Raw genomic sequence first — 21,228 nt, 5'->3', positions numbered from 1 at the left:
CTAGGCTGTTCGGGTGCTGATCCCGCTCGCGAACGACCCCCGTGATTACGCCTGGGGCTCGACTTCCCTGCTCGCCGATCTCGAGGGGCGCGAGGCGTCCGGTCGTCCCGAGGCGGAGGTGTGGTTCGGCGACCACCCCGGCGATCCGTCCGAGACCGCCGACGGTCGCACGCTCGACCAGTGGATCGCGGACGAGGGCGCCGCATCGGGTGTCGGCGAACCGCTGCCGTACCTGCTCAAGCTGCTGGCCGCAGCATCCGCTCTCTCCATTCAGGCTCACCCGTCGAAGGCTCAGGCCGAGGAGGGCTTCGCGCGCGAAGAGGCCGCGGGGATCCCGCGCGACGCCGGCGATCGCACCTACCGCGACGCGAACCACAAGCCCGAGCTCATCGTCGCGCTGAGCGACCAGTTCCGCGCGCTCGCGGGTCTTCGCGACCTGGCGGCGACACGACGGCTCGTCGCAGAGCTGGGGCCGGGTGCAGCGCCGCTCGTCGAGCGTCTGCAGGCGACGGATGCCTCACTCGCGACCGTCATCGGCTGGCTGCTGTCCGACGGCGCCGACGCCGCTCGCGACGTGATCGCCGCAGCCGTCGCCGCCGAGTCCGACGAGTTCGCCGCCGAGCTCGCACTCGCACGCACGCTGGACGCGGCGTTCCCCGGCGACCCCGGAATCGTCGTCGCGCTCCTCATGAACCTCGTGACCCTGCAGCGCGGCGAGGGCCTCTTCGTTCCGGCAGGTGTGCTGCACGCCTACCTCGAAGGCCTCGGCGTCGAGCTGATGGCGGCGAGCGACAACGTCCTGCGCGGCGGCCTCACCCCCAAGCACGTCGATGCGGCGGAGCTCGTCAGCGTGCTCGACCCGACGCCGGGCCTGCCGCCCGTGATCCGGCCTCGCGAGGTCGCGGCGGGCGTGCGCCGGTACGACGTCCCGGTCGCCGACTTCGCGCTGCTCGCGGTCTCGCCGAGCGCCGAGGGCGTCGAGGTGGCGCTCGAGGGTCCGGCGATCGCGGTCGCGACGGCGGGCGCTCCGGCGGTGGTGGGACTGACCAGCGCAGAGGCGACGACGCTCTCCCCGGGTGCCGCCGTGCTCGTCACTCCGAACGAGGGCGGCCTGCGCGTGCGGGGTGGAGGCGAGCTGTTCATCGCGCTTCCCGGACGCTGACACGCCGCGCCTCTCCGCCGCCTCATCGCTTTCTCATCGGACCGTTATGACAGAGCGACACGCCGTCGGCGCGTCGTGAAGGTTCAAGAGACGGTTGAGCATTTACTATCTGCGACTTGACCTCGTCGAACTACACGGGTGTAATTAGCCGTACAACACGCACCAGCGTGGAGCAGGATCACGGGGGGTGAGAACGACATGACGGTTTCGCAATTCCGTTCCGGCGTTCCCGACGACTGGTTCGTCGATCCGGTTCAACTGGGGGTTCCGGGGGTACGCCGCAACATCGATGCGGAAGAAGACAATCCGCTCGCCTGGCAGACCGACGCACTGTGTGCGCAGACCGATCCGGAGGCGTTCTTCCCCGAGAAGGGCGGCTCCACGCGTGATGCGAAGCGCATCTGCACGTCGTGCGACGTGCGAGGCGAATGCCTCGAGTATGCGCTGCAGAACGACGAGCGGTTCGGCATCTGGGGCGGTCTCAGCGAGCGCGAGCGTCGCAAGCTGAAGCGTCGAGCGGGCTGACGCGCACGCTGGGCGGCCGGTCGATCCGGCCGACCCGGCGCGTGCGCCCGGCGTGAGCTTCGAGCGCGACCTAGGCTGACCAGGACATGCCCACCGCCACGTCGAACACCGTCACCTCCAACCGCGTCCACGCCATCCTGGTGGTTCGTCCCGATGGTCGTACCCCGGCGGCATTCCATCTGAAGCGCACCCTTGCGGCGCTTCGCGAGCAGACGCGTCCTGTCGACATCCTCACGATCGTGGTGTGCGGGGGCGACGACCATCTCTTCGAGATCGCGGATGCCGCGGGCGCCGAGTTCGTCTTCCGGGCCGGCGCGTCGACCGCCTACGCCGCAGCGACCGCCCTGGTCGCGCCGCGTCTCGACGGCGACGCCGTATGGCTCCTCGCGCAGGACACCGCGCCGGAGCCCGACGCGCTCGCGCGCCTCGCCGGCGCGCTCGAGCTGTCGCCGTCGGTCGCCTTCGTCGCGCCCAAGCTGGTGCGCTGGGACGACCGCACGGAGATCGTCTCGCTCGGGGTCGGGATGACGCGGTTCGGCCGCACGGTCGGGCTCGCCGACGACGAACTCGATCAGGGTCAGCACGACGCGCGGGAGGACGTGCTCGGCGCCGACGTCCGCGGCATCCTGATCCGTGCAGACGCCTGGAAGCGGCTGGGCGGGCTCGATCGGGGACTCTCCGGCGCCGACGAGGGGCTGGACCTCGGCGTTCGGGCCCGGCTGGCAGGCGGGCGCGTCTCGCTCGTGCCGAGTGCACTCGTCGCCACGGCGGGCGACGGCGTCGCGGGTCTGCCGACACCCCTCACTCCTCAGCGACAGCGCCGCGCCGTGTATGCGCAGCGCGTCGCGCAGCTGCACCGCCGGCTCGTGTACGCGCCGGCGGTGGTCGCACCGCTGCACTGGCTCACCATCCTTCCGCTCGCGCTGTGGCGCTCGATCGTGGATCTGGCCCGCAAACAGCCCGGACGCATCGCCGCGGAGTGGGCGGCGGCGGCCGTCGCCGTCGTTCGCCTGGTGCCCGTCTGGCGCGCACGCCGTCACCTCGCGCACACGCGCACGGGGTCATGGGCGCAGGTGGCGCCCCTGCGCACGACGCGGGGCGAGCTGCGTGAACGACTGGACGACGACCCCGAGGTCATGCTCGGTGGTCACCGCCGCAGCGATCTGAGGTTCTTCGCGGGCGGCGCGGCGTGGCTCGTGCTCGCAGCGCTCGCCGTCTCGGTCGCGGCGTTCCCTGCGCTGCTGGCGTGGCCGGTCCTCGGTGGGGGAGCGCTCCAGCCGCTGGCGACCACGGTGGGGCAGCTCTGGGACGACGCGATGTACGGCCAACGGGCTCTCGGCATCGACACGATCGGTCCTGCCGATCCGTTCGCCGCCGTGGTCGCCGTGCTCGGCTCGCTCTGGGCCTGGGCGCCGTCCCGCGCGCTGGTGCTGCTCTGGGTGCTGGCTCTGCCCCTCGCCGCGCTCGGAGGATGGTTCGCCGCGACGCGGGTGACCGAACGGGCGAGCCTTCGACTTCTCGGGGGAGCGGTCTGGGCGCTGTCGCCCACGCTGCTGGTCGCCCTGACGCAGGGGCGCCCGACCGGCGTGATCCTCCACCTGCTGCTGCCGTGGCTGTTCTATGCGGGCGCGGTCGCGCACCGCTCATGGGCCGGCGCCGGTGCGGCGTCCATCTTGCTGGCGGGGGTGGCGGCCACCGCTCCTTCGCTCGCGCCGGCGATGCTGGTGGTGTGGGTGGGCGCGGTGCTCGCCGCCGTCATCCTGCGCGCGGGTCGTGGCATCGCACGTCTGATCTGGACGCTCATCCCCTCCGCCGCGCTGGCGGTCCCGCTCGTCTGGAACGCCCTCGCGAACGGCCAGGCGTGGAGCCTCGTCGCCGACCCCGGCGTGCCGTGGGCGGGCCCGCAGGTGGCCGCGGATGCCGCCGGGCGTGCGCTGCTGGCAGCCGGCATCCCGACCCCTGACCTCGCCGGGTGGGCGACGATCCTGCCTGACGGGCCCACGTGGTGGGTGCCGCTGCTCACCGTGCCGCTCGCGCTGCTCGCCCTCGCCGCACCCCTCACCCAGCGCTGGGCAGCCGGGATCGTGCTGCTCGTCGTCACGGCGCTCGGCCTCGGTACCGCGTTCGCCGCCGTGGGGATCTCGGTCGCGTTCGCACAGTCGATCACCGTGCCGCTCTGGCCGGGCGCCGGGTTGAGCCTCGCGTGGCTCGGCGGCCTCGGCGGTGCACTCGTGGCGCTCGACGCCGGGCTGGCGCCCCGCGTCGCGCTGGTACGCGGCGTTGCGGCTGCGCTCGTGTTCGCGGCCGCGGTGGCGCTCGCGGTTCCCTCGCTCACCGCATTCACGCGAGGGGTGGCCACCATCGCCGACGGTCCGGCGAGCACGCTTCCCGCGTTCGTCGCCGCGGAAGGGCGCGAGGATCCCGACGTCGGGACGATCGTGCTCACCCCCCAGGCGGACGCCGGGGTCGCCGCCCAGGTGGTGTGGGGCGCGAGCGAGACCATCGGCGGGCAGACGACGCTGCTGTCCACGCGCACCGAGCCGACCCCGCAGGACGACGAACTCGCGAAGCTCGCCGCCGATCTCGTCACCCCTTCCTCGGAGGACGTCGTCGGACAGCTCGCCGCCCGGGGAGTCGGCTTCATCCTGCTCGCACCGAGTACGCAGCCGGAGGCGGATGCCGCGCGCACGATGCGGCTCTCGGCCATGACCGCGCTCGGCCAGCGGGACACCCTCGTCGTGGTGGGCGACACCGCCAAAGGCGAGTTGTGGCGCGTCGTCGACGAGATCGCGCCGAGAGCCGAGGAGGCGGCATCCGTCTCGATTCTGGGCCGCTGGATCGCGTTCGGACAGCTTGCGATCTTCGGCATCGCGCTGCTGCTGGCCGTGCCGACTGCCGCTTCGATCCGCGAGGCGCGGCGCACCCCGCGTGTCGTGGGACCCCACTGGCAGGAGGGCCGATGAGCGACCGACGCGTGTTCCGGTGGGCGACGACGAGCGCCCGCCTGCTGATCGGCACGGCCGTATCGGTCATGGCCGTGGTCGCGGTGGTGACCGCGGTCTCGGTGCCGTGGCCGACGGTCGTGCGCGAACCCCTCAGCATCCCCGCGACTCCGGCACCGGCCGCATCGGTGATCGCCTGCGACGGCGGGTTGCTGTCGATCGGACGCAACCCCACCGCAGCGTCCACGGTGACCCTCGCCGCGCCCCAGTCGGTCATCGGAGGCACCGCCGACGGCGAGGGAGCCGCGGAGCAGCAGCTGCAGACGACCGGGGTCGGACCCGGCCCGCTCGCGTACACGGCGGAGCCTCGTGGCGGCCAGGCGGTCGACATCGCCGCGACCGGTGCGGCGACGGCCAACGCCGACGACCTCTCGGGCTTCGCGGTCTCCGCCTGCCGCCCGCCGCTCCTCGACTCGTGGCTGGTCGGCGGATCGGGAGCCACCGGCGCCGCGGATCTGGTGCTGCTCGCCAACCCGGGCGCGGTTCCCGCCACCGTGCAGCTGACGGTGTACGGGGTGGACGGAGCGGAGACGCCGCCCGGCGGCGCCGACCTCGTGATCGCACCGGGAACGCAGCGCGTGGTGCCGCTGGCCGGCCTCGCGCTCGGTGAGGAGACGCCGGTCGTCCGCGTTTCGGCGATCGGTGCGCCGATCCACGCATCGCTGCAGACGAGCATCACCCGCACCCTCACACCCGGCGGGGTCGATCAGGTCGGGCCGATCGCCCACACCGAGGACACGCAGGTGATCACGGGGATCACGGTCACGCGTCCGACCGACGAGGACGGCGCGACGAACGAGACGACGGTGCTGCGGATGCTGTCGCCCAACCTTCCCGCGACGGCGCGCGTGTCGGTCAACTCCGCGGGCCGCACCGAGACGGTCGGAGAGCCCCAGGAACTGTCCCTCGAGGCCGGCAAGCCGCTCGAGCTCGCCCTGAACGGGCTGCCGCCCGGTGCCTACACGGTCACGGTCGAGGCGGACGCCCCCGTGGTCGCAGCCGTGTGGCAGGCGACGGGCATCGCGGCGGGCGACGACTTCGCCTGGTACACCCCGGCCCCCGAGGTGACGGTGCCGTCGCTGTTCGCGACGCCCGGTGGCCCGACGCCCTCGCTCACGGTGGTGAACCCTTCCGGTGAGCCCGTGACGGTGAACGTGACTCCGACGGACGGCGGTTCGGCCATCAGCCTGACCGTTCCGGCGAACGGGTCGGTCGCGGTGCGTCTGGCGACCCGAACGCTGTACCTGTTCGATCCTGCGGCTCCGGTGCGCGCAGGATTGTCGTTCGCGGGCGATGGCGCGCTCGCCGGTGTGCCGGTGTGGCCGGCCGACGTCGCGACCCCGGAGATCGTCGTCTACCCCTGACTCGGAGCCCGACCCCGGGGAGTCAGAAGTACCTGAAGCGCTCCGGCCCGAGGTCCCACGGGTCGCGATCGAGATACTCCGCCGCCGCACGGAACACGGCGCCCTCCACGAGCATGCGCCGGTGCAGATCGTCGTCGCGATGCATGTGGCTGAGGCGCTCGATCGGCAGGCGATAGAGGATGATGCGGCCCTCGTCGGGCAGCACCGTCCACCGCGGGATCCCGTCGTCGCCGGTCGCGGCGGGCATGTCGGCGACCTCGAAGCGGACGTCGCGCAGCTCCGGCCAGGCCGACCGCAGGAATTCGGCCGCGGTGCCGACCGAGAGGTCGAACCGGTCGACGCGGGTGTCGAGCGGGGGCAGCGGCGGGCGGACGACGGAGCTGCGCCCTTCGCGTCCGTGGCGTCCGTGACGGGACGCGCGCCGCGGCGCACGCTCGCTGGTCTTGCTCCGACGCCACGCCATGCCCCCATCCTAGGTCTGGTAGGGGCGTCCTCAGCTGAGGGTCAGAGCCGAAATGAGGGGCGGCCCGCCGCGATCGGCTCCGCAGCTCGGCTCTCGTCCTCAGCTGAGGATCCGGCGACGCGGAACAGTCGCGACGTCGTGCGGCGCGGCATCCGTTCCCCTGTCGGTCGTGCGCGATAGCGTCTACCCGATGCGCGAGAGAGTCTGCTCCAAGGTCGGATGCGCCCGTGAGGCGGTGTCCACGCTCACCTACGACTACGGCGACCAGATGGCGGCTCTCGGCCCGCTCGGCGCCGCCGGCGATCCGCACGCCCACGACCTCTGCGCGATCCACACCGACCGCCTCTCCGTACCCAAGGGCTGGGTCGTCGTCCGGCACGAGACCCTCCGGGCCTGAGCCGGCGTGGGAGAATGGGCGGATGCCGACCCACACGCCCGTCGCCACGCCTGCTGCCACCGAGGTCACCGAGTCCCGTGAGGGCTTCGAGTACGAGGTCGCCGACCTCTCGCTCGCCGAAGCGGGGCGCCATCAGCTGCGCCTCGCCGAGAACGAGATGCCGGGGCTCATGGCACTGCGCGAGGAGTTCGGAGCGTCGCAGCCGCTGAAGGGCGCACGCATCGCGGGGTCGCTGCACATGACGGTGCAGACCGCCGTGCTCATCGAAACCCTCGTCGCCCTCGGCGCGCAGGTGCGCTGGGCCAGCTGCAACATCTTCTCCACGCAGGACGAAGCCGCCGCCGCCGTCGTCGTCGGCCCGGCAGGCACGGTCGATGCCCCCGCCGGCGTCCCGGTCTTCGCGTGGAAGGGCGAGACGCTCGAGGAGTACTGGCGTCTCGCCGACCGCATCTTCGACTGGACCGCGGAGGGCTTCGACGGCCCCAACATGATCCTCGACGACGGCGGCGACGCGACCCTCCTCGTGCACAAGGGCGTCGAATTCGAGAAGGAGGGTTCGGTTCCGGATGCTGCGGCCGACGACTCCGCCGAGTACCGCATCGTCCTCGAGACCCTGCGCGCCAGCCTCGCGCGCGATCCGCAGCGCTTCACGCGCATGGCCGAGGGTCTTCTCGGCGTCACGGAGGAGACCACCACGGGCGTTCACCGCCTCTACGAGCTCGCGGCATCCGGCGACCTGCTGTTCCCCGCGATCAACGTGAACGACTCGGTGACGAAGTCGAAGTTCGACAACAAGTACGGCATCCGCCACTCGCTGCCCGACGGCATCAACCGTGCCACCGACGTGCTGATGGGCGGCAAGGTCGCGTTCGTGTGCGGCTACGGCGACGTGGGCAAGGGCGCCGCGGAGGCCCTGCGCGGGCAGGGTGCGCGCGTCATCGTCAGCGAGGTCGACCCGATCTGCGCGCTGCAGGCCGCGATGGACGGCTACCAGGTCGCGCGGCTCGCGGATGTCGCCGACCAGGTCGACATCCTCATCACCGGCACCGGCAACAAGGACGTCGTGACCGTCGACGACCTGCTGGGGCTCAAGCACCTCGCGATCGTCGGCAACGTCGGCCACTTCGACAACGAGATCGACATGGCGGGCCTCGAGTCCCTCGCCGGGGTCGAGAAGATCGAGATCAAGCCCCAGGTGCACGAGTGGCGTCTTCCGAACGGGCGCAGCGTGCTGGTGCTGAGCGAGGGCCGTCTGCTGAACCTGGGCAACGCGACGGGCCACCCGTCGTTCGTCATGAGCGCGTCGTTCACGAACCAGGTTCTCGCCCAGCTCGAGCTCTTCACCAAGCGCGACGAGTACCCGACCGCGGTCTACGTGCTCCCCAAGCACCTCGATGAGAAGGTCGCGCGCCTCCACCTCGACGCGCTCGGCGTGCAGCTCACCGAGCTCACCCCCGAGCAGGCGTCGTACATCGGCGTGCCGGTCGAGGGCCCCTACAAGCTCGAGCACTACCGGTACTGAGCGCGGGCCCCCGTGCTCAGCGCTCGGGGAATCCGCGCGGCGGCGCCGACACCGGCCCCGCGAGGGCGTCCGCGCGTGCGGTCTCGAGCCGCAGCGCTCGCAGCTCGCGCTCCCGGCGTACGGCGACGACCCCGATGAGGAACGTCTCGGGGTCGACGGACGGCACCGGTGAGACGTGCTCGGCGGCTTCTCGGGCGAGGGATGCTGCCACCCGCGCGCGTGCGGACGGCTCCATGCTCGCCGCCGATCGGGCGAACTGCGCCAAGCGCCGAGAGAGGCGTTCGGGGAGTCGCGCGACGTCCGCGACGGCGGCCCATTCGGCGAGCTGAGGCGGGATCCCGAGTTGCGGGTCGGGCAGGCGCGGCGTGCGCGTGCGCTCGGAGTAGGTTCCGGCGAGGAGGTCGCCGAGGCGCTGCGAGCGAGGGGTGAAGGCACCGACGAGCGCGGCGACGGCGCCCACCGTGAACCACAGCTCGAACACGCCCACGAGGGCGCGGATGAAGGCGTGACGGAAACCCGAGGCGCCGCCGTCGGCCCGCACGATGCGGCCGCCGACGGCGAGCTTGCCGAGGCTGCGCCCATGGCTGGTGGTCTCGACGACGGTCGGGATCACCACCATGACGAGCACGAGCAGCACGATCGTGAGGATCGGCATCACCGCCTCGTCGACGGCGCCGATCCCCGCGAGCCAGGTGATGCCCCACACCACCAGGAGGAACACCACGACGCCGAGGATCATGTCGATGATCACCCCGAGTGCACGCATGAAGAAGCCGAGCGGCTGCACGTCGAGCGCGACGGCCTCGCCGGTGAGCACCTCGTCCTGGTGGATGTCGACGATGGCGGGCTGCTCGGCGGGCATGGCTACAGTAAAGCGCATGGACCTCGACGCGCTGACGGCGGCTCGGCGCGAGGAGTGGGCGCGCCTCGACGAGCTCAGCCGCGCCCGCCGTCTCTCGGGCGCCGAGGTGGACGAGCTGGTCACCCGGTATCGCGCGGCCTCCGCCGACCTCGCCGATGCGAAGACGTCGGCGGGACGCAGCGTCCAGGGTGATCACATCTCGACCATGCTGGGCCGCGCACGGCTGCGACTGACCGGCGCGCCCGAGAACGTCATGCGCCAGATCCCGCGCTTCTTCGCGCTGCAGCTGCCCGCCGCGCTGTACCGCGTGCGCTGGACCACGCTCGCGATCGCCGTCGGCTTCGTCATCGTGATGGTCGTCGTCGCGCTGTGGGTCTCCGGTGACCCTGCGCTGGTCGCGAGCCTCGGGAGTCAGGCGCAGCTCGAGCAGTACGCCGAGAACCAGTTCACGGACTACTACAGCGAGAACCCCGCGGCGGTGTTCGCCGGCACGGTGTGGACGAACAACGCCTGGATCGCCGCGCAGTGCGTGCTGTTCGGCATCACCGGCATCTGGCCGATCATGGTGCTCGTGCAGAACGCGGTGGGCGTGGGCACCGCAGCGGCGATCATGGCGGCGTTCGACCGCGGCGACGTGTTCGTGCTGTACATCCTCCCGCACGGCCTGCTGGAGCTCACGTGCATCTTCGTGGCCGGGGCTGCGGGGCTGCAGATCTTCTGGGCCTGGGTCGCCCCCGGGCCGCGCTCGCGCGGCGAAGCGCTCGCCGCGGCGGGTCGTTCCCTCGCGACCATCGCGATCGGCCTCGTCATCGCGCTGGGCGTGTCGGGCGTCATCGAGGGCTTCGTGACGGCACAGCCCTGGCCCTGGCCGGTCAAGATCGGCATCGGTGCTGCCGCGCTCGCCCTCTTCCTCGTCTACATGCTCGTGGTCGGCCGCCGTGCGCACCGGCTGGGGGAGACCGGCGACCTCACCGAGTACGAGGCAGGCACCCCGACGCTCGTCGCGGGCTGATTCCCGAGACGGATGCCGCATACCACTGTTTTGAGTCACTCAAAACAAAGCTAAGCTCAGCGTATGACCCCGCACACCGACGTCGATGCGCGCGCCGTCGACACGGCGGCGCGCCTGCGTGCCGCCGGCCTGCGGGTCACCGATTCGCGGCGCGCCGTCGTCGATGCGCTGATCGAGCGTCCGCACGCGAGCGCCGACGAGCTGTTCGCCGTCGTCGCCCGGACGCTCCCCGCCACGAGCCTGCAGTCGGTGTACAACGCCCTCGGCGACTTCGTCGACGCCGGCCTCGCACGCCGCATCGAGCCCGCGGGACGCCCCGGTCTGTTCGAGCTGCGCGTCGACGACAACCACCACCACCTCATCTGCTCGCAGTGCGGCGCCGTCGAAGACGTCGACTGCGTCGTCGGAGCGGCACCGTGCCTGACGCCCGCCGACGCGCATGGTTACGCCGTGCAGGTGGCCGAGGTGACCTTCTGGGGCATCTGTCCCGCATGCTCGACGGCCGACGCCGGCGCGGGCGCGCGGGCCGAGGCCGCAGCATCCTGATCTGTCCGATTCCCAGCCCATCCGATTGGAAGGAAGCCATGACCGACACCAACGACACGATCCCGGAGATCGGTGAGAACCCGACCGACGCCGATCAGGCGGTCACCCCGATCGACACGCCGGTCGACGAGCGCGAGGACGGCGAGACCCGCCCGCGCCCGAACGAGACCGAAGGCTGCCCCGTCATCCACGGCGGTCAGCCGCATCCGACCACGGGCAACGCCAACAGCGTCTGGTGGCCGAACCAGCTGAACCTCAAGATCCTCGCCAAGAACCCGGCGGTCGCCAATCCGCTGGGTGAGGACTTCGACTACAAGGCGGCCTTCGAGTCGCTCGACCTGGCCGCGGTCAAGGCCGACATCGCCGAGACCCTCACCACGTCGCAGGACTGGTGGCCCGCCGACTTCGGCAACTACGGCCCGCTCATGATCCGCATGGCGTGGCACAGCGCCGGCACGTACCGCGTGACCGACGGCCGCGGCGGTGGCGGCGCCGGCCAGCAGCGGTTCGCGCCGCTGAACAGCTGGCCCGACAACGTCAACCTCGACAAGGCGCGCCGCCTGCTCTGGCCGGTCAAGAAGAAGTACGGCCAGTCGCTGTCGTGGGCCGACCTCATGATCCTCGCGGGCAACGTGGCGCTCGAGTCGATGGGCTTCGAGACCTTCGGCTACGCGGGTGGTCGCGCCGACGTGTGGGAGCCGGACGCCGACGTGTACTGGGGTCCCGAGACCACGTGGCTCGCCGACGAGCGCTACTCGGGCGACCGCGACCTCGAGCGGCCGCTCGCCGCCGTGCAGATGGGTCTCATCTACGTGAACCCGGAGGGCCCGAACGGTGAGCCCGACCCGCTGAAGTCCGCGCGCGACATCCGTGAGACGTTCGGCCGCATGGCGATGGACGACGAGGAGACCGTCGCCCTGATCGCCGGTGGCCACACCTTCGGCAAGACCCACGGCGCCGCACCCGACACGAACGTCGGCGACAACCCCGAGGCTGCCGGCCTCGAGGAGCAGGGCCTCGGCTGGAAGAACGGCCACGGCACCGGCCACGGCGACGACACCATCACGTCGGGCCTCGAGGTGACGTGGACGTACCACCCGACGCGCTGGGACAACGAGTTCTTCCACATCCTCTACGCCTACGAGTGGGAGCTCATGCGCAGCCCGGGTGGGGGTCACCAGTGGCGCCCGATCAACGGCGGCGGCGCCGACATGGTGCCCATGGCGCACTCGAACGGCCGTCGCGAGCCCCGCATGCTCACCAGCGACCTCGCCCTGCGCACCGACCCGGCGTACGACGCGATCTCGCGGAAGTTCAAGGACGACCCCGAGGCCTTCGCCGACGCGTTCGCGCGCGCCTGGTTCAAGCTGACCCACCGCGACATGGGCCCGATCGAGCGCTACCTGGGCACTGAGGTCCCCGCCGAGGAGCTGCTCTGGCAGGACCGCGTGCCCGCGGTCGACCACGAGCTCATCGACGCGGCGGACGCGGCGGCGCTGAAGGCGCAGATCCTCGACAGCGGGCTGAGCGTGTCGGAGCTCGTCGAGACCACGTGGGCGGCAGCATCCTCGTTCCGCGGCAGCGACAAGCGCGGCGGCGTCAACGGCGCCCGCATCCGCCTCGCCCCGCAGAAGGACTGGGAGGTCAACAAGCCCGCCCAGCTCGCGACGGTGCTCGCGAAGCTCGAGCAGATCCAGGCGTCGTTCAACGACGCCCAGGCCTCCGGCAAGAAGGTGTCGCTGGCCGACCTCATCGTGCTCGCGGGCAACGCGGCGGTCGAGAAGGCGGCGAAGGACGCCGGCGTCGACGCCGAGGTGGTCTTCCACCCGGGCCGCACCGACGCCACGCAGGAGCAGACCGACGTCACGTCGTTCGCGTTCCTCGAGCCGACCACCGACGGGTTCCGCAACTACTACGGGCCGCAGGCGTTCATGCCCGAGGAGCACCACCTCATCGACCGCGCGAACCTGCTCACGCTGAGCGCGCCGGAGCTGACGGTCCTCGTCGGCGGCCTGCGCGTCCTCGGTGCGAACTGGGACGACTCGGAGTACGGCGTGTTCACCGACCGCAAGGGCGTGCTCACGAACGACTTCTTCGTGAACCTGCTCGACCTGGGCACGACCTGGAAGCCGCTCGACCGGGGTGCGCACGCCTTCGCCGGCGTCAAGGACGGCTCGGGCGCGCCGGTGGGCATCGGCACGCGCGTCGACCTGCTGTTCGCGTCGAACTCGGAGCTGCGCGCCGTCGCCGAGGTGTACGCCTCCGACGACGCGAACGAGAAGTTCGTGCGCGACTTCGTCAAGGCCTGGGGCAAGGTCACCGAGCTGGACCGGTTCGACCTCGTCTGACACTCGCTGAACAGAGAAGCGGCCCGTCCCCGGAAAGGGGGCGGGCCGCTTCTCGTGGTGCGTGCGGTGCCTACTTGACCCGCGCCTCGGCCTGAACCGGGGGCAGCGTGCCCTTGGGCTCGAAGAGCGCCCGGTGCAGGACACCGGCGATGAGGCCGCCGACGATCGGGAACACGATGAACACCCACAGCTGCGACAGCGGGCCGGGGCCGCCGTAGATCGCCGCCGCGATCGAGCGGGCCGGGTTCACCGACGTGTTGTCGATCGGGATCGAGATGAGGTGGATGAGCGTCAGCGTGAGCCCGATCGCAAGCGGCGCGAGAGCCGCCGTGCCGCGCGTGGAATGGGTGACGCCGAGGATGATGAGCACGAAGATCGCCGTCAGCACGACCTCTGCGATGATCGCCGCGCCGAGCTCGAAGCCGCCGGGCGAACCGAAATCGCCGGTGCCGTAGCCGTTCGACGCGAAGCCGCCGTCCTGTGCGTTGGCGAGCCAGTTATTCGTGCCGAAGATGCCGATCAGCACGATGAGCGTCGTGCCGAGGGCGCCGCCGATCACCTGGGCGATGATGTAGCCGATCGTGTTCTTCCACTCGAAGCGGCCGGCGGCGGCGAGCCCGAGCGTGATGGCGGGGTTGAAGTGGCCGCCCGAGATCGGTCCCCATGCGTAGGCGCCCGCGACGACGGTCAGTCCGAACGCCAGCGAGACGCCGACGAACGCGATACCGAGCGGGTTGCCCTCGTCTCCGGCCGGGAAGTTGGCCGCGAACAGCGCCGCGCCGACACCGCCGAAGACGAGCAGAAACGTTCCCAATGCCTCCGCGACGAGCCTGTTCACCGTGGTGGGCGGGATGGTGGTATCCGACATGGCGGACTCCTTTCCTCGCCGCGAGGCTAGCGGCATGTTCAGCGGTTTCCCAGGAACCGCGCGCGGAGTGTCCGCGTATAACGCCTGATCTCCGCAAGTTTCCCCCGTGGTTCAGGCAATGGTTGCCACCCGTTTGCGGTGTCGGATGCTGTCGCCCGCGGCATCCGTCCCCTCCGCTGGTCCGCTCTGTGTGTCGTCGCCCGCGGTTCGGGGCGCACGGGCTGCGTTCGGGGCGCATGCGGTGCGCCCCGAAGGCGCGGGGCGCGCCCCGAACCCGGAGAGGCGGCTCCTGGTGCGGCGAGTCCGGTGCCTCACAGGCGACCGGCGGCCTTCAGTGCGAGGTAGCGGTCGGCGATCCGCGGCGGCAGGTCTTCGGGTGTCGCGGCGATCGCCTCACCGCCGGCCCGGCCGATCGCGGCTGCGACGACGGCGGCGTCGTGGGCGCTCTGCTCGATGGCGGCGGCGCGGTACACGTCGGCGGCGCCGGGACGCTCCGGCAGCGCGTCCTCTTCGTCGGTGACGGTGCCGACCAGCACGTGCGCCCCGCGCGCGAGGGCGGGCAGCGACCCGAGGAATCCGCGCGCCGCCTCCGCCGCGTCCTGCGCGGTCAGGAGCACCACCAGGGACGGGCGGGAGGTGAGCACGCGCACCTGCGCGAACGCGGCATCCCAGTCGGTGTCGATCAGCTGGGGTTCGACGGGCGCCATCGCGTCCACCAGCGCGGGCAGCAGACCGGGTCCGTCCACGCGTGTGACGCGGGCGCGGATCTTGCGGTCGAACATCAGCAGGTGCACATGGTCGCCCGCCCGGGTGGCCAGCGCCGAGAGGAGGAGGGCCGCCTCCATCGCGGCATCCATCCGCACCCCGTCGCCGACGCGCGCGGCCGCCGTGCGTCCGGTGTCGATCACGATCACGACGTGCCGGTCGCGCTCGGGGCGCCAGGTGCGGAGCATGGTCGTGCTCGCCCGCGCCGTCGCGCGCCAGTCGATCGATCGCACGTCGTCGCCGCGGACGTACTCGCGCAGGCTGTCGAACTCCGTGCCTTGACCGCGCACCTGCACGCTGGTGTTGCCGTCGAGCTCGCGCAGTCGGGCGAGCCGCGACGGCAGATGACGGCGGGCGGTGAACGGCGGCAGCACGCGCACGGCGCCGGGCTCGTCGAGGCGGGCCTGGCGTCCGGCGAGGCGCAGCGGTCCGTCGGACCTTACGACGACGAAGCGTGAGCGCAGCTCGCCGCGGCGGCGGGGGAGGAGCGGGACGGCGATGGTCCGGGCCTCGCCGGGCGGGATGACGACGGCCGGCCGTTCCGCGGGAGCCCCCGCGGTCGGCTGCCACGCGTCGCGGATCCGGCCGCGCAGCGTGCGCTCGCCGCCGTTGCGCAGGACGAGTTCGGCGACCACCGACTGGCCGAGGAGCGCGCGCCCGGGCATGCGCCGCGTCACGGCGATCCGGCGGGGGTCCGGTGCCGCCACGGCGTCGCCGAGCAGCGCGACGAGGCACAGCAGCACCCACCCCGCGGCCGCGATCCACGCGTCGACGCCCGCCGCCGAGAGCAGCGCGACGGGCAGCGCGCCGAGGGCGACGAGCAGCGGCAGACGACCGGTGACGTACATGCGGCTCAGATCGGGACGCGGGTCTGCTGCAGCACCGAGCCCAGCACGGCGTCGACGGACACGCCCTCGAGCTCCGCGTCGGGGCGCAGCCGGATCCGATGGCGCCACGTGGGCAGCAGCATCGTCTGCACGTGGTCGGGCGTGATCGCGGGGTACCCGCCGAGCCACGCCCACGCCTTCGACGCCGCCAGCAGCGCGGTCGCCGCGCGCGGGCTGACCCCGAGCTGCACCGAGGGGCTCCGGCGCGTGGCCTGCGCGAGATCCACCACGTAGCCGAGCACATCGTCCGAGACGGTGACGGATGCCGCGGCCCGCTGTGCCGCGCGGATCTCGTCGGCGCTCGCCGCACGGCGCAGGCCCGCACCCGCGAGGTCGCGCGGGTCGAAGCCGCTCGCGTGGCGCCGCAGCACCGCGAGCTCGGCATCCCGTGCCGGCACCTCGACGATGAGCTTCAGCAGGAACCGGTCGAGCTGCGCCTCGGGCAGCGTGTAGGTGCCCTCGTGCTCGATCGGGTTCTGGGTGGCCGCGACGAGGAACGGGTCGGGCAAGGGGCGGGTCACCCCGTCGGTCGAGACCTGGCGCTCCTCCATCGCCTCGAGCAGAGCCGCCTGCGTCTTGGGCGGCGTGCGGTTGATCTCGTCCGCGAGCACGACGTTCGTGAAAACCGGACCTGCGCGGAACTCGAACTCGCCGGTCTTCGCGTCGTACACGAGCGACCCCGATACATCGCCCGGCATGAGATCGGGCGTGAACTGGATGCGCTTCGTGTCGAGACCCAGCGCTGTCGAGAACGCGCGTACGAGGAGGGTCTTCGCGACGCCGGGCACCCCCTCGAGGAGCACGTGACCACGCGACAGCAGGGCGATCAGCAGGCCCGTCACCGTGCCGTCCTGCCCGACCACGGCCTTGCCCACCTCCAGACGCACGCGGTTCATCGCCTCGCGCAGGGCGGCGTCGTCGAGGGGAGGGCGGTCCGTCGCGGCGGGCGCCTCGGTGCTCGCGGTGGCGGGCGTGTCCGTCATCGGGGACTCCTTTCGGGGCGGACGGCCGTACGCACGGCGTCCTCGAGGTCTCTCAAGCGGGTGCTCAGGGCGACGAGGTCCGCGTCGCTGCGGGGGATGTCGTCGATCAGGATGCTGCGCGCGATCCTCCGGTCGAGCCCGGTGCGGCCCGCGGCGGCGTCGGCGATCTCGGGGGCGGCGGCGTTCGCGCCGAGGCCGAGGAGAGCCGCGATGCGCCGCAGTGCGCCGATGCGCAGGCGGTCCGCGGCGTGCAGCGGATCGCCGGCGCGCGCGTAGAGGCGGGCGCGCCCCTCGGTCGTCTCGGAGGCGCGCACCGTCACAGGCAGGGTCTCCGCCACGAGCGGGCCGAACCGGCGGCCGCGCCAGACGCCCGCGGCGATGCCCGCGATCAGGAGGAGGACGATGACCGCGCTCACCCAGGGCGGCGTGAGGTCGCCGAGCGACGGGTTCGCGTTCGCGAGGTCGGTGTCGCCGGGATTCGGGACGTACCAGACGACGAGCGGATGCCGCCCCAGCAGGTTCACCGCGAGCGCCGCGTTGCCGTTCTGGGCGAGGTGCTCGTTGGCGAAGAGCGGTCGGGCATCGACCGCGGCGACGCGGCCGTCATCGGCGGAACGGACGAGGAGAGCGGAGCCGGCCTCCGCCGGGTAGCACGCCTCGGAATCGCCCGCGCTGTAGACCGCCCCCGGAGCGACGGACCCGGCGCGCAGCGCCGCGTCGACGTCGCAGTCGGGCTCGATCGCCGTGTCGGGGGCGACCCCGGCGGGCGCCGAGCCCGGGAGCAGGAGATCGAGCGTGCGGGCACGGGGCTCGATGAGCACGATGTCCGTGGCCTCGGCGGCGAGGTCGGCGATCGCGTCGTCCGAGAGCGCTGGCGCGTCGGGGAGGACGAGGGTTGCGGGCGCCGTGGCCAGGATCTCCGATGCGGCCGCGCGATCTCGCACCACCCGCACGTCGACGCCGTGGCCGCGCAGGATCTCGGCGAGAGCGCGGGTGCCGCCCGGGCCGGTCGAGTCCGGGTCGAGCGCGTCGCGCTGCGCCCACTGGTTCGCCGCCGACACCGCCCCGCCGATCCCGCCGATCACGAGCAGGGCGAGCCCGATCGAGACCCACGCCGCCCACCGGCGGCCGCGCCGGGGCCCAGCTGGACCCACGCGCCCGGAGGATCCGCCCGGCGCGCCGCCGCCGGGCGGAGGGGACGCGGGGACCGGAGTCGACGTGTCGAGCGCCGCCGCCGTCATGCGGTGCCTCGGCAGCCCGTGGCGGGTGCACAGAATCGGAGGCATTCGGCGACACGCCGCCCGGTGGTCGCGCCACACGGGGTGTCGACCAGAATCTCCGATTCTGTGTGCGGGAGTCTCATGCGGGGACCTCCTCCCGGGCGACCGGGCGGGCGGCGGAGACGGCGTCGTCGGCGGACTCGACGAGACGGTAGAGGTCTTCGCTCCCCGGACGCCGCAGGTAGCGGACGTCGTCGAACGCGGTGGCCGCAGCTTCGAGCCGGGCCTCGAGTGCGGGGAAGGCCGCGCCTGCGGCTCGAGCGAACGCGTGCACGGTCGCGCCGGGCGGCGGGTCGACGACACCGCGTTCGAGGCAGCCGCGGGCGAGGGCGCGGAAACGCAGCACGATCGCCGTGTCCCAGTCGGCCGCGCGGGCGCGCTCTGCGGCGGCCGCACGAAGCTCGGCGGCGGAGCGGTGCTCGGCCTCGCCGAACAGGAGCGGCGTCCGCGACGCGGCACGCCGGGTCACCCGCGGCACGCCCCACAGCAGGAACGCCGCGATGATGACGACGGCGACGACGATCGCGGCGACGAGCGCGAACGTCGAGCCCCATCCGCCGGAGAGGTCCGGATTCAGCAGCGACGCGATGAAGTCGCCGACGGCGCGCGCGATGCGGTCGAACGGCGTCGGTTCGGCCACGTCGTACGCCGGGTCCGACAGTTCCTGCTCCGCCCACCGCCGCGCGTCGTCACCGTCCGGCGTGAGCGGCGGGACGGCGTCGTACGCGCGCGCGAGCGCGCGCACAGCGGCGGGGATCAGGCCCACGGCGACTCGCGGTCGGTGCCGTCGGGTGCGGCGCCGGGGGCGGTCCAGCGGGTGGGGGAGGGCTCGTCCGCGGGCGCCGGCGGTGCGGGGGCTGCGTCGGCCGTGGCCGCGGGCGGCTGCGCGGGCGCCGGGGCCGCGGGGCGGTCGGCGGGCGCACCGTAGGCGGGTTGCGCGGGCGCACCATACGCCGGCTGCGCGGGCGCACCATACGCCGGCTGCGCGGGCGCACCGTAGGCAGGCTGTGCCGGGGCACCGTACGCAGGCTGGGCCGGCGCGCCGTACCCGGGCGGCACGCCGTAGCCCTGCTGGCCAGGTGCTCCGTACGCCGGCGGCACGCCGTGGCCCGGCTGCGGTCCGTATCCTGCGGGTGGCCCGTAGCCCGGCTGCGCCGGCGCCGTGGAGAACACCGCGCCGGCCGGCGCGGGCGGGTACCCCGGGATCGCATACCCGGGCGGGTACGGTGCGTGACCGGGCACCGGGTATGCCCCGCGAACACCCCGCGGCGCGATCTCGCGCCCGATGTGCTCGCGATAGGGATCGGCGAGAGCGGTGGCCCCGGCATCCCGTCGCTCCACGTAGGCCAGCAGGTCGAGGTCGAGCCCTTCGCGGCGCATGCGGCAGTCGATGTAGATGAGCGCCGTCGCGGTGGACTGCACGACGACGGCGACCGACTGCAGGAGCAGCGTGAGCACCTGCGTGAGCAGGGTCGCGGCGATGAAGCCGATGATGGCCGTCGGCTCGGGATCGCCCGTGGGGGCGATGATCGTCGTCAGCCCCATCGAGAGGAAGCTCATGGGCAGGCTCACGACCTGCGCGACGGCCGCGAAGATGACGCTGATCACGAGGATGATGCCCAGGGCCGGCCAGAAGCGCCGACGCGTGAGGGTCCACGAGCGCGACAGCGCCTGGAGGATCGTGGCGTGCTCGATGATGATGGCGGCCGGCACCAGCAGGAGCTTGATCATCAGCCACCACGTGAGAGGGATCGCGGCGAGGATCACGAGGATCGTCAGCAGGATCGCCGCCGGCGGCGCCGCCATCGCGATGCCCACGATCCCGAGCACGACCACCGCGACGACCGCGATGACCGCCAGGACGACGAGCAGCGAGTAACCGATGAGCCGCCACGCGATCGGCTTGACCTGACGCCAGAGCGCGCCGAGGGTCTGCTTCTCGGCGACGGCGGCGTGTGTCACCTCGACGACGACGATGCCCTGCACGATGACGCTGAGCGCGCCCGCGGCCAGCGACAGCACGATGCCGGCGACGGCGGTGAGCGCGATCGACCCCGCCATGACGGTGTCGTACTCCTCCGTGCCCGGCCGCAGTGTGTCAAGGCGCGAGAACGACGCCCACCCGATGGCGAGCACACCGCCGAGGACGACGATGTACGCGAGCGTCTGCACGACGAGCGCGAAGCCCAGCAGCACGCGCGGGTTCTGCCGCAGCGCCGAGAACGAGCGGCCCAGGATCGTGCCGAACGACAGCGGGTGCAGCGGGATGATCCCGGGGCGTGACGCCGGCGTCCAGGCCGGGTATGCGGACACGATTCCCCTCTCGGTCGGCGGCGCGTCGCGGGCTGTGCGGCGCGTCGGCCGCGCCTTCAGGACGGCGCTTGCCCCTATCGTTCCATATCGGACGGATGCCGCAGCCGCTGTGTGGATGAGCTTCTCGGTATGCGTTCGGGCGAGCTTCGGCCGGTCCACAGCCCTGGTCGACTACTCTGTGGGAAGCGCACGGGGACGCGCACGTCGTCCTCTGCGCCTGGACAGAAGGAACGAACGCGCGCGATGACTTCACGCATCCTGGTGGTCGACGATGACACCGCCCTTGCCGAGATGATCGGGATCGTGCTGCGCACGGAGGGATTCGAGACGGTCTTCTGCGCGGACGGTGCAGAGGCTGTCGACGCGTGGCGCACCGAGCGTCCTGATCTCATCCTCCTCGACCTGATGCTGCCGGGCATGGACGGCATCGAGATCTGCACCCGGATCCGCGCGGAGTCCGGCATCCCGATCATCATGCTCACCGCCCGCACCGACACCGCCGACGTCGTGAAGGGCCTCGAGTCGGGCGCCGACGACTACATCGTCAAGCCGTTCAACCCGAAGGAGCTCGTCGCCCGCATCCGCACCCGGCTGCGCCCGGCGAGTCAGCCGGCGAACGACTCGCTGCGGATCGGCGACCTCACCGTCGACGTCGCCGCGCACGAGGTGCGCCGCGGCGACGGGCCGATCGCCCTGACCCCCCTCGAATTCGAACTGCTCGTCGCCCTGGCATCCAAGCCGCAGCAGGTGTTCTCGCGCGAGATGCTGCTCGAGCAGGTGTGGGGCTACCACTACAAGGCCGACACGCGCCTGGTGAACGTCCACGTGCAGCGGTTGCGGGCGAAGGTCGAGATGGACCCCGACAACCCCAAGATCGTGACGACCGTGCGCGGTGTCGGATACCGCGCCGGCGCCGTCGTCTAGACGGC

Annotated in this window: 18 protein-coding genes; 10 read left to right on the top strand and 8 right to left on the bottom strand. The window is 72.3% G+C overall.

Annotation, left to right across the window (positions count from 1 at the left end):
* Positions 1-13: 13 nt before the first annotated feature.
* The 4 genes from manA (at position 14) to ASF40_RS15090 (ending at position 6,053) form a co-directional block, all read left to right on the top strand.
* Positions 14-1,162, top strand: a complete 1,149-nt coding sequence (gene manA / locus ASF40_RS15105) for a mannose-6-phosphate isomerase, class I (protein ID WP_056370500.1) — start codon at positions 14-16, stop codon at positions 1,160-1,162.
* A gap of 198 nt (positions 1,163-1,360) precedes the next feature.
* Entirely contained in the window at positions 1,361-1,687 is a 327-nt protein-coding gene (locus ASF40_RS15100) for a WhiB family transcriptional regulator (RefSeq protein WP_082497093.1), read from the top strand.
* Between the two features lie 86 nt (positions 1,688-1,773).
* Positions 1,774-4,650, top strand: coding sequence for a glycosyltransferase (locus tag ASF40_RS15095; protein WP_056370498.1), 2,877 nt, complete (start codon positions 1,774-1,776; stop codon positions 4,648-4,650).
* On the top strand, positions 4,647-6,053 hold the full coding sequence (locus ASF40_RS15090) for a DUF5719 family protein (protein WP_056370496.1): 1,407 nt from the start codon (positions 4,647-4,649) through the stop codon (positions 6,051-6,053). Before ASF40_RS15095 ends, ASF40_RS15090 begins: the two co-directional genes overlap by 4 nt.
* Positions 6,054-6,075: 22 nt before the next feature.
* Here ASF40_RS15090 and ASF40_RS15085 read toward each other — a convergent pair whose 3' ends face one another.
* Positions 6,076-6,516, bottom strand: coding sequence for a metallopeptidase family protein (locus ASF40_RS15085; protein WP_056370495.1), 441 nt, complete (start codon positions 6,514-6,516; stop codon positions 6,076-6,078).
* Positions 6,517-6,706: 190 nt separating this feature from the next.
* On the opposite strand from ASF40_RS15085, the gene ASF40_RS15080 reads away from it, so the two are divergent.
* Together ASF40_RS15080 and ahcY are read left to right on the top strand one after the other, a co-directional pair.
* The gene (locus ASF40_RS15080) at positions 6,707-6,913 is read left to right on the top strand and encodes a DUF3499 family protein (protein WP_045301176.1); all 207 of its coding nucleotides are present in this window, start codon (positions 6,707-6,709) and stop codon (positions 6,911-6,913) included.
* A 22-nt stretch (positions 6,914-6,935) separates the two neighbouring features.
* The gene (gene ahcY, locus ASF40_RS15075) at positions 6,936-8,435 is read left to right on the top strand and encodes an adenosylhomocysteinase (protein ID WP_056370493.1); all 1,500 of its coding nucleotides are present in this window, start codon (positions 6,936-6,938) and stop codon (positions 8,433-8,435) included.
* A gap of 16 nt (positions 8,436-8,451) precedes the next feature.
* On the opposite strand, the gene ASF40_RS15070 is transcribed toward ahcY, so the two are convergent.
* Positions 8,452-9,297 carry an RDD family protein gene (locus ASF40_RS15070; RefSeq protein WP_056370490.1) on the bottom strand — a complete coding sequence of 282 codons (846 nt, stop codon included), beginning with the start codon at positions 9,295-9,297 and terminating at the stop codon, positions 8,452-8,454.
* A gap of 16 nt (positions 9,298-9,313) precedes the next feature.
* Between ASF40_RS15070 and ASF40_RS15065 the strand changes: the two genes are divergently transcribed.
* From ASF40_RS15065 to katG, 3 genes are all read left to right on the top strand, one after another.
* Positions 9,314-10,309: a stage II sporulation protein M gene (locus ASF40_RS15065; protein WP_056370488.1), complete on the top strand. Its 996-nt coding sequence runs from the start codon at positions 9,314-9,316 to the stop codon at positions 10,307-10,309.
* A gap of 63 nt (positions 10,310-10,372) precedes the next feature.
* Positions 10,373-10,855, top strand: coding sequence for a Fur family transcriptional regulator (locus ASF40_RS15060; protein WP_056370486.1), 483 nt, complete (start codon positions 10,373-10,375; stop codon positions 10,853-10,855).
* A gap of 38 nt (positions 10,856-10,893) precedes the next feature.
* Positions 10,894-13,203, top strand: a complete 2,310-nt coding sequence (gene katG / locus ASF40_RS15055; RefSeq protein ID WP_056370483.1) for a catalase/peroxidase HPI — start codon at positions 10,894-10,896, stop codon at positions 13,201-13,203.
* A gap of 70 nt (positions 13,204-13,273) precedes the next feature.
* Here the strand turns inward: katG and aqpZ are convergent, their stop codons facing one another.
* The 6 genes from aqpZ to ASF40_RS15025 all read right to left on the bottom strand — a co-directional run bounded on the left by aqpZ (position 13,274) and on the right by ASF40_RS15025 (position 20,299).
* The gene (gene aqpZ, locus ASF40_RS15050) at positions 13,274-14,071 is read right to left on the bottom strand and encodes an aquaporin Z (protein ID WP_056370481.1); all 798 of its coding nucleotides are present in this window, start codon (positions 14,069-14,071) and stop codon (positions 13,274-13,276) included.
* Positions 14,072-14,382: 311 nt separating this feature from the next.
* Complete coding sequence (locus ASF40_RS15045; protein WP_056370480.1) at positions 14,383-15,684, bottom strand: DUF58 domain-containing protein; 1,302 nt, start codon at positions 15,682-15,684, stop codon at positions 14,383-14,385.
* A gap of 5 nt (positions 15,685-15,689) precedes the next feature.
* Complete coding sequence (locus ASF40_RS15040) at positions 15,690-16,706, bottom strand: AAA family ATPase (RefSeq protein WP_056370478.1); 1,017 nt, start codon at positions 16,704-16,706, stop codon at positions 15,690-15,692.
* A complete protein-coding gene (locus ASF40_RS15035) occupies positions 16,703-17,947 on the bottom strand; it encodes a DUF4350 domain-containing protein (protein ID WP_157549704.1) in 1,245 nt (414 codons plus the stop codon). The genes ASF40_RS15040 and ASF40_RS15035 overlap by 4 nt, the downstream gene beginning before the upstream one ends.
* A gap of 118 nt (positions 17,948-18,065) precedes the next feature.
* The gene (locus ASF40_RS15030; RefSeq protein WP_056370476.1) at positions 18,066-18,752 is read right to left on the bottom strand and encodes a DUF4129 domain-containing protein; all 687 of its coding nucleotides are present in this window, start codon (positions 18,750-18,752) and stop codon (positions 18,066-18,068) included.
* Entirely contained in the window at positions 18,743-20,299 is a 1,557-nt protein-coding gene (locus ASF40_RS15025) for a glycerophosphoryl diester phosphodiesterase membrane domain-containing protein (protein ID WP_056370474.1), read from the bottom strand. The genes ASF40_RS15030 and ASF40_RS15025 overlap by 10 nt, the downstream gene beginning before the upstream one ends.
* Before the next feature lie 243 nt (positions 20,300-20,542).
* Between ASF40_RS15025 and mtrA the strand changes: the two genes are divergently transcribed.
* Complete coding sequence (mtrA, locus tag ASF40_RS15020; protein WP_056370471.1) at positions 20,543-21,223, top strand: MtrAB system response regulator MtrA; 681 nt, start codon at positions 20,543-20,545, stop codon at positions 21,221-21,223.
* Positions 21,224-21,228 lie beyond the last annotated feature (5 nt).

This window comes from Microbacterium sp. Leaf288 (genome assembly GCF_001422925.1).
In the GTDB taxonomy this organism is placed as follows: domain Bacteria; phylum Actinomycetota; class Actinomycetes; order Actinomycetales; family Microbacteriaceae; genus Microbacterium.
This window is presented reverse-complemented; position numbering and strand designations above follow the sequence as displayed.

Bases quoted from the DNA above. Each gene is read 5' to 3' on its own strand.
- ASF40_RS15065 (WP_056370488.1), top strand. From the start codon at position 9,314: ATGGACCTCGACGCGCTGACGGCGGCTCGGCGCGAGGAGTGGGCGCGC.
- ahcY (WP_056370493.1), top strand. From the start codon at position 6,936: ATGCCGACCCACACGCCCGTCGCCACGCCTGCTGCCACCGAGGTCACC.
- ASF40_RS15070 (WP_056370490.1), bottom strand. From the start codon at position 9,297: ATGCCCGCCGAGCAGCCCGCCATCGTCGACATCCACCAGGACGAGGTG.
- ASF40_RS15040 (WP_056370478.1), bottom strand. From the start codon at position 16,706: ATGACGGACACGCCCGCCACCGCGAGCACCGAGGCGCCCGCCGCGACG.
- aqpZ (WP_056370481.1), bottom strand. From the start codon at position 14,071: ATGTCGGATACCACCATCCCGCCCACCACGGTGAACAGGCTCGTCGCG.
- ASF40_RS15035 (WP_157549704.1), bottom strand. From the start codon at position 17,947: ATGACGGCGGCGGCGCTCGACACGTCGACTCCGGTCCCCGCGTCCCCT.
- ASF40_RS15100 (WP_082497093.1), top strand. From the start codon at position 1,361: ATGACGGTTTCGCAATTCCGTTCCGGCGTTCCCGACGACTGGTTCGTC.
- ASF40_RS15090 (WP_056370496.1), top strand. From the start codon at position 4,647: ATGAGCGACCGACGCGTGTTCCGGTGGGCGACGACGAGCGCCCGCCTG.
- ASF40_RS15095 (WP_056370498.1), top strand. From the start codon at position 1,774: ATGCCCACCGCCACGTCGAACACCGTCACCTCCAACCGCGTCCACGCC.
- ASF40_RS15085 (WP_056370495.1), bottom strand. From the start codon at position 6,516: ATGGCGTGGCGTCGGAGCAAGACCAGCGAGCGTGCGCCGCGGCGCGCG.
- katG (WP_056370483.1), top strand. From the start codon at position 10,894: ATGACCGACACCAACGACACGATCCCGGAGATCGGTGAGAACCCGACC.
- mtrA (WP_056370471.1), top strand. From the start codon at position 20,543: ATGACTTCACGCATCCTGGTGGTCGACGATGACACCGCCCTTGCCGAG.
- ASF40_RS15080 (WP_045301176.1), top strand. From the start codon at position 6,707: ATGCGCGAGAGAGTCTGCTCCAAGGTCGGATGCGCCCGTGAGGCGGTG.
- ASF40_RS15060 (WP_056370486.1), top strand. From the start codon at position 10,373: ATGACCCCGCACACCGACGTCGATGCGCGCGCCGTCGACACGGCGGCG.
- ASF40_RS15045 (WP_056370480.1), bottom strand. From the start codon at position 15,684: ATGTACGTCACCGGTCGTCTGCCGCTGCTCGTCGCCCTCGGCGCGCTG.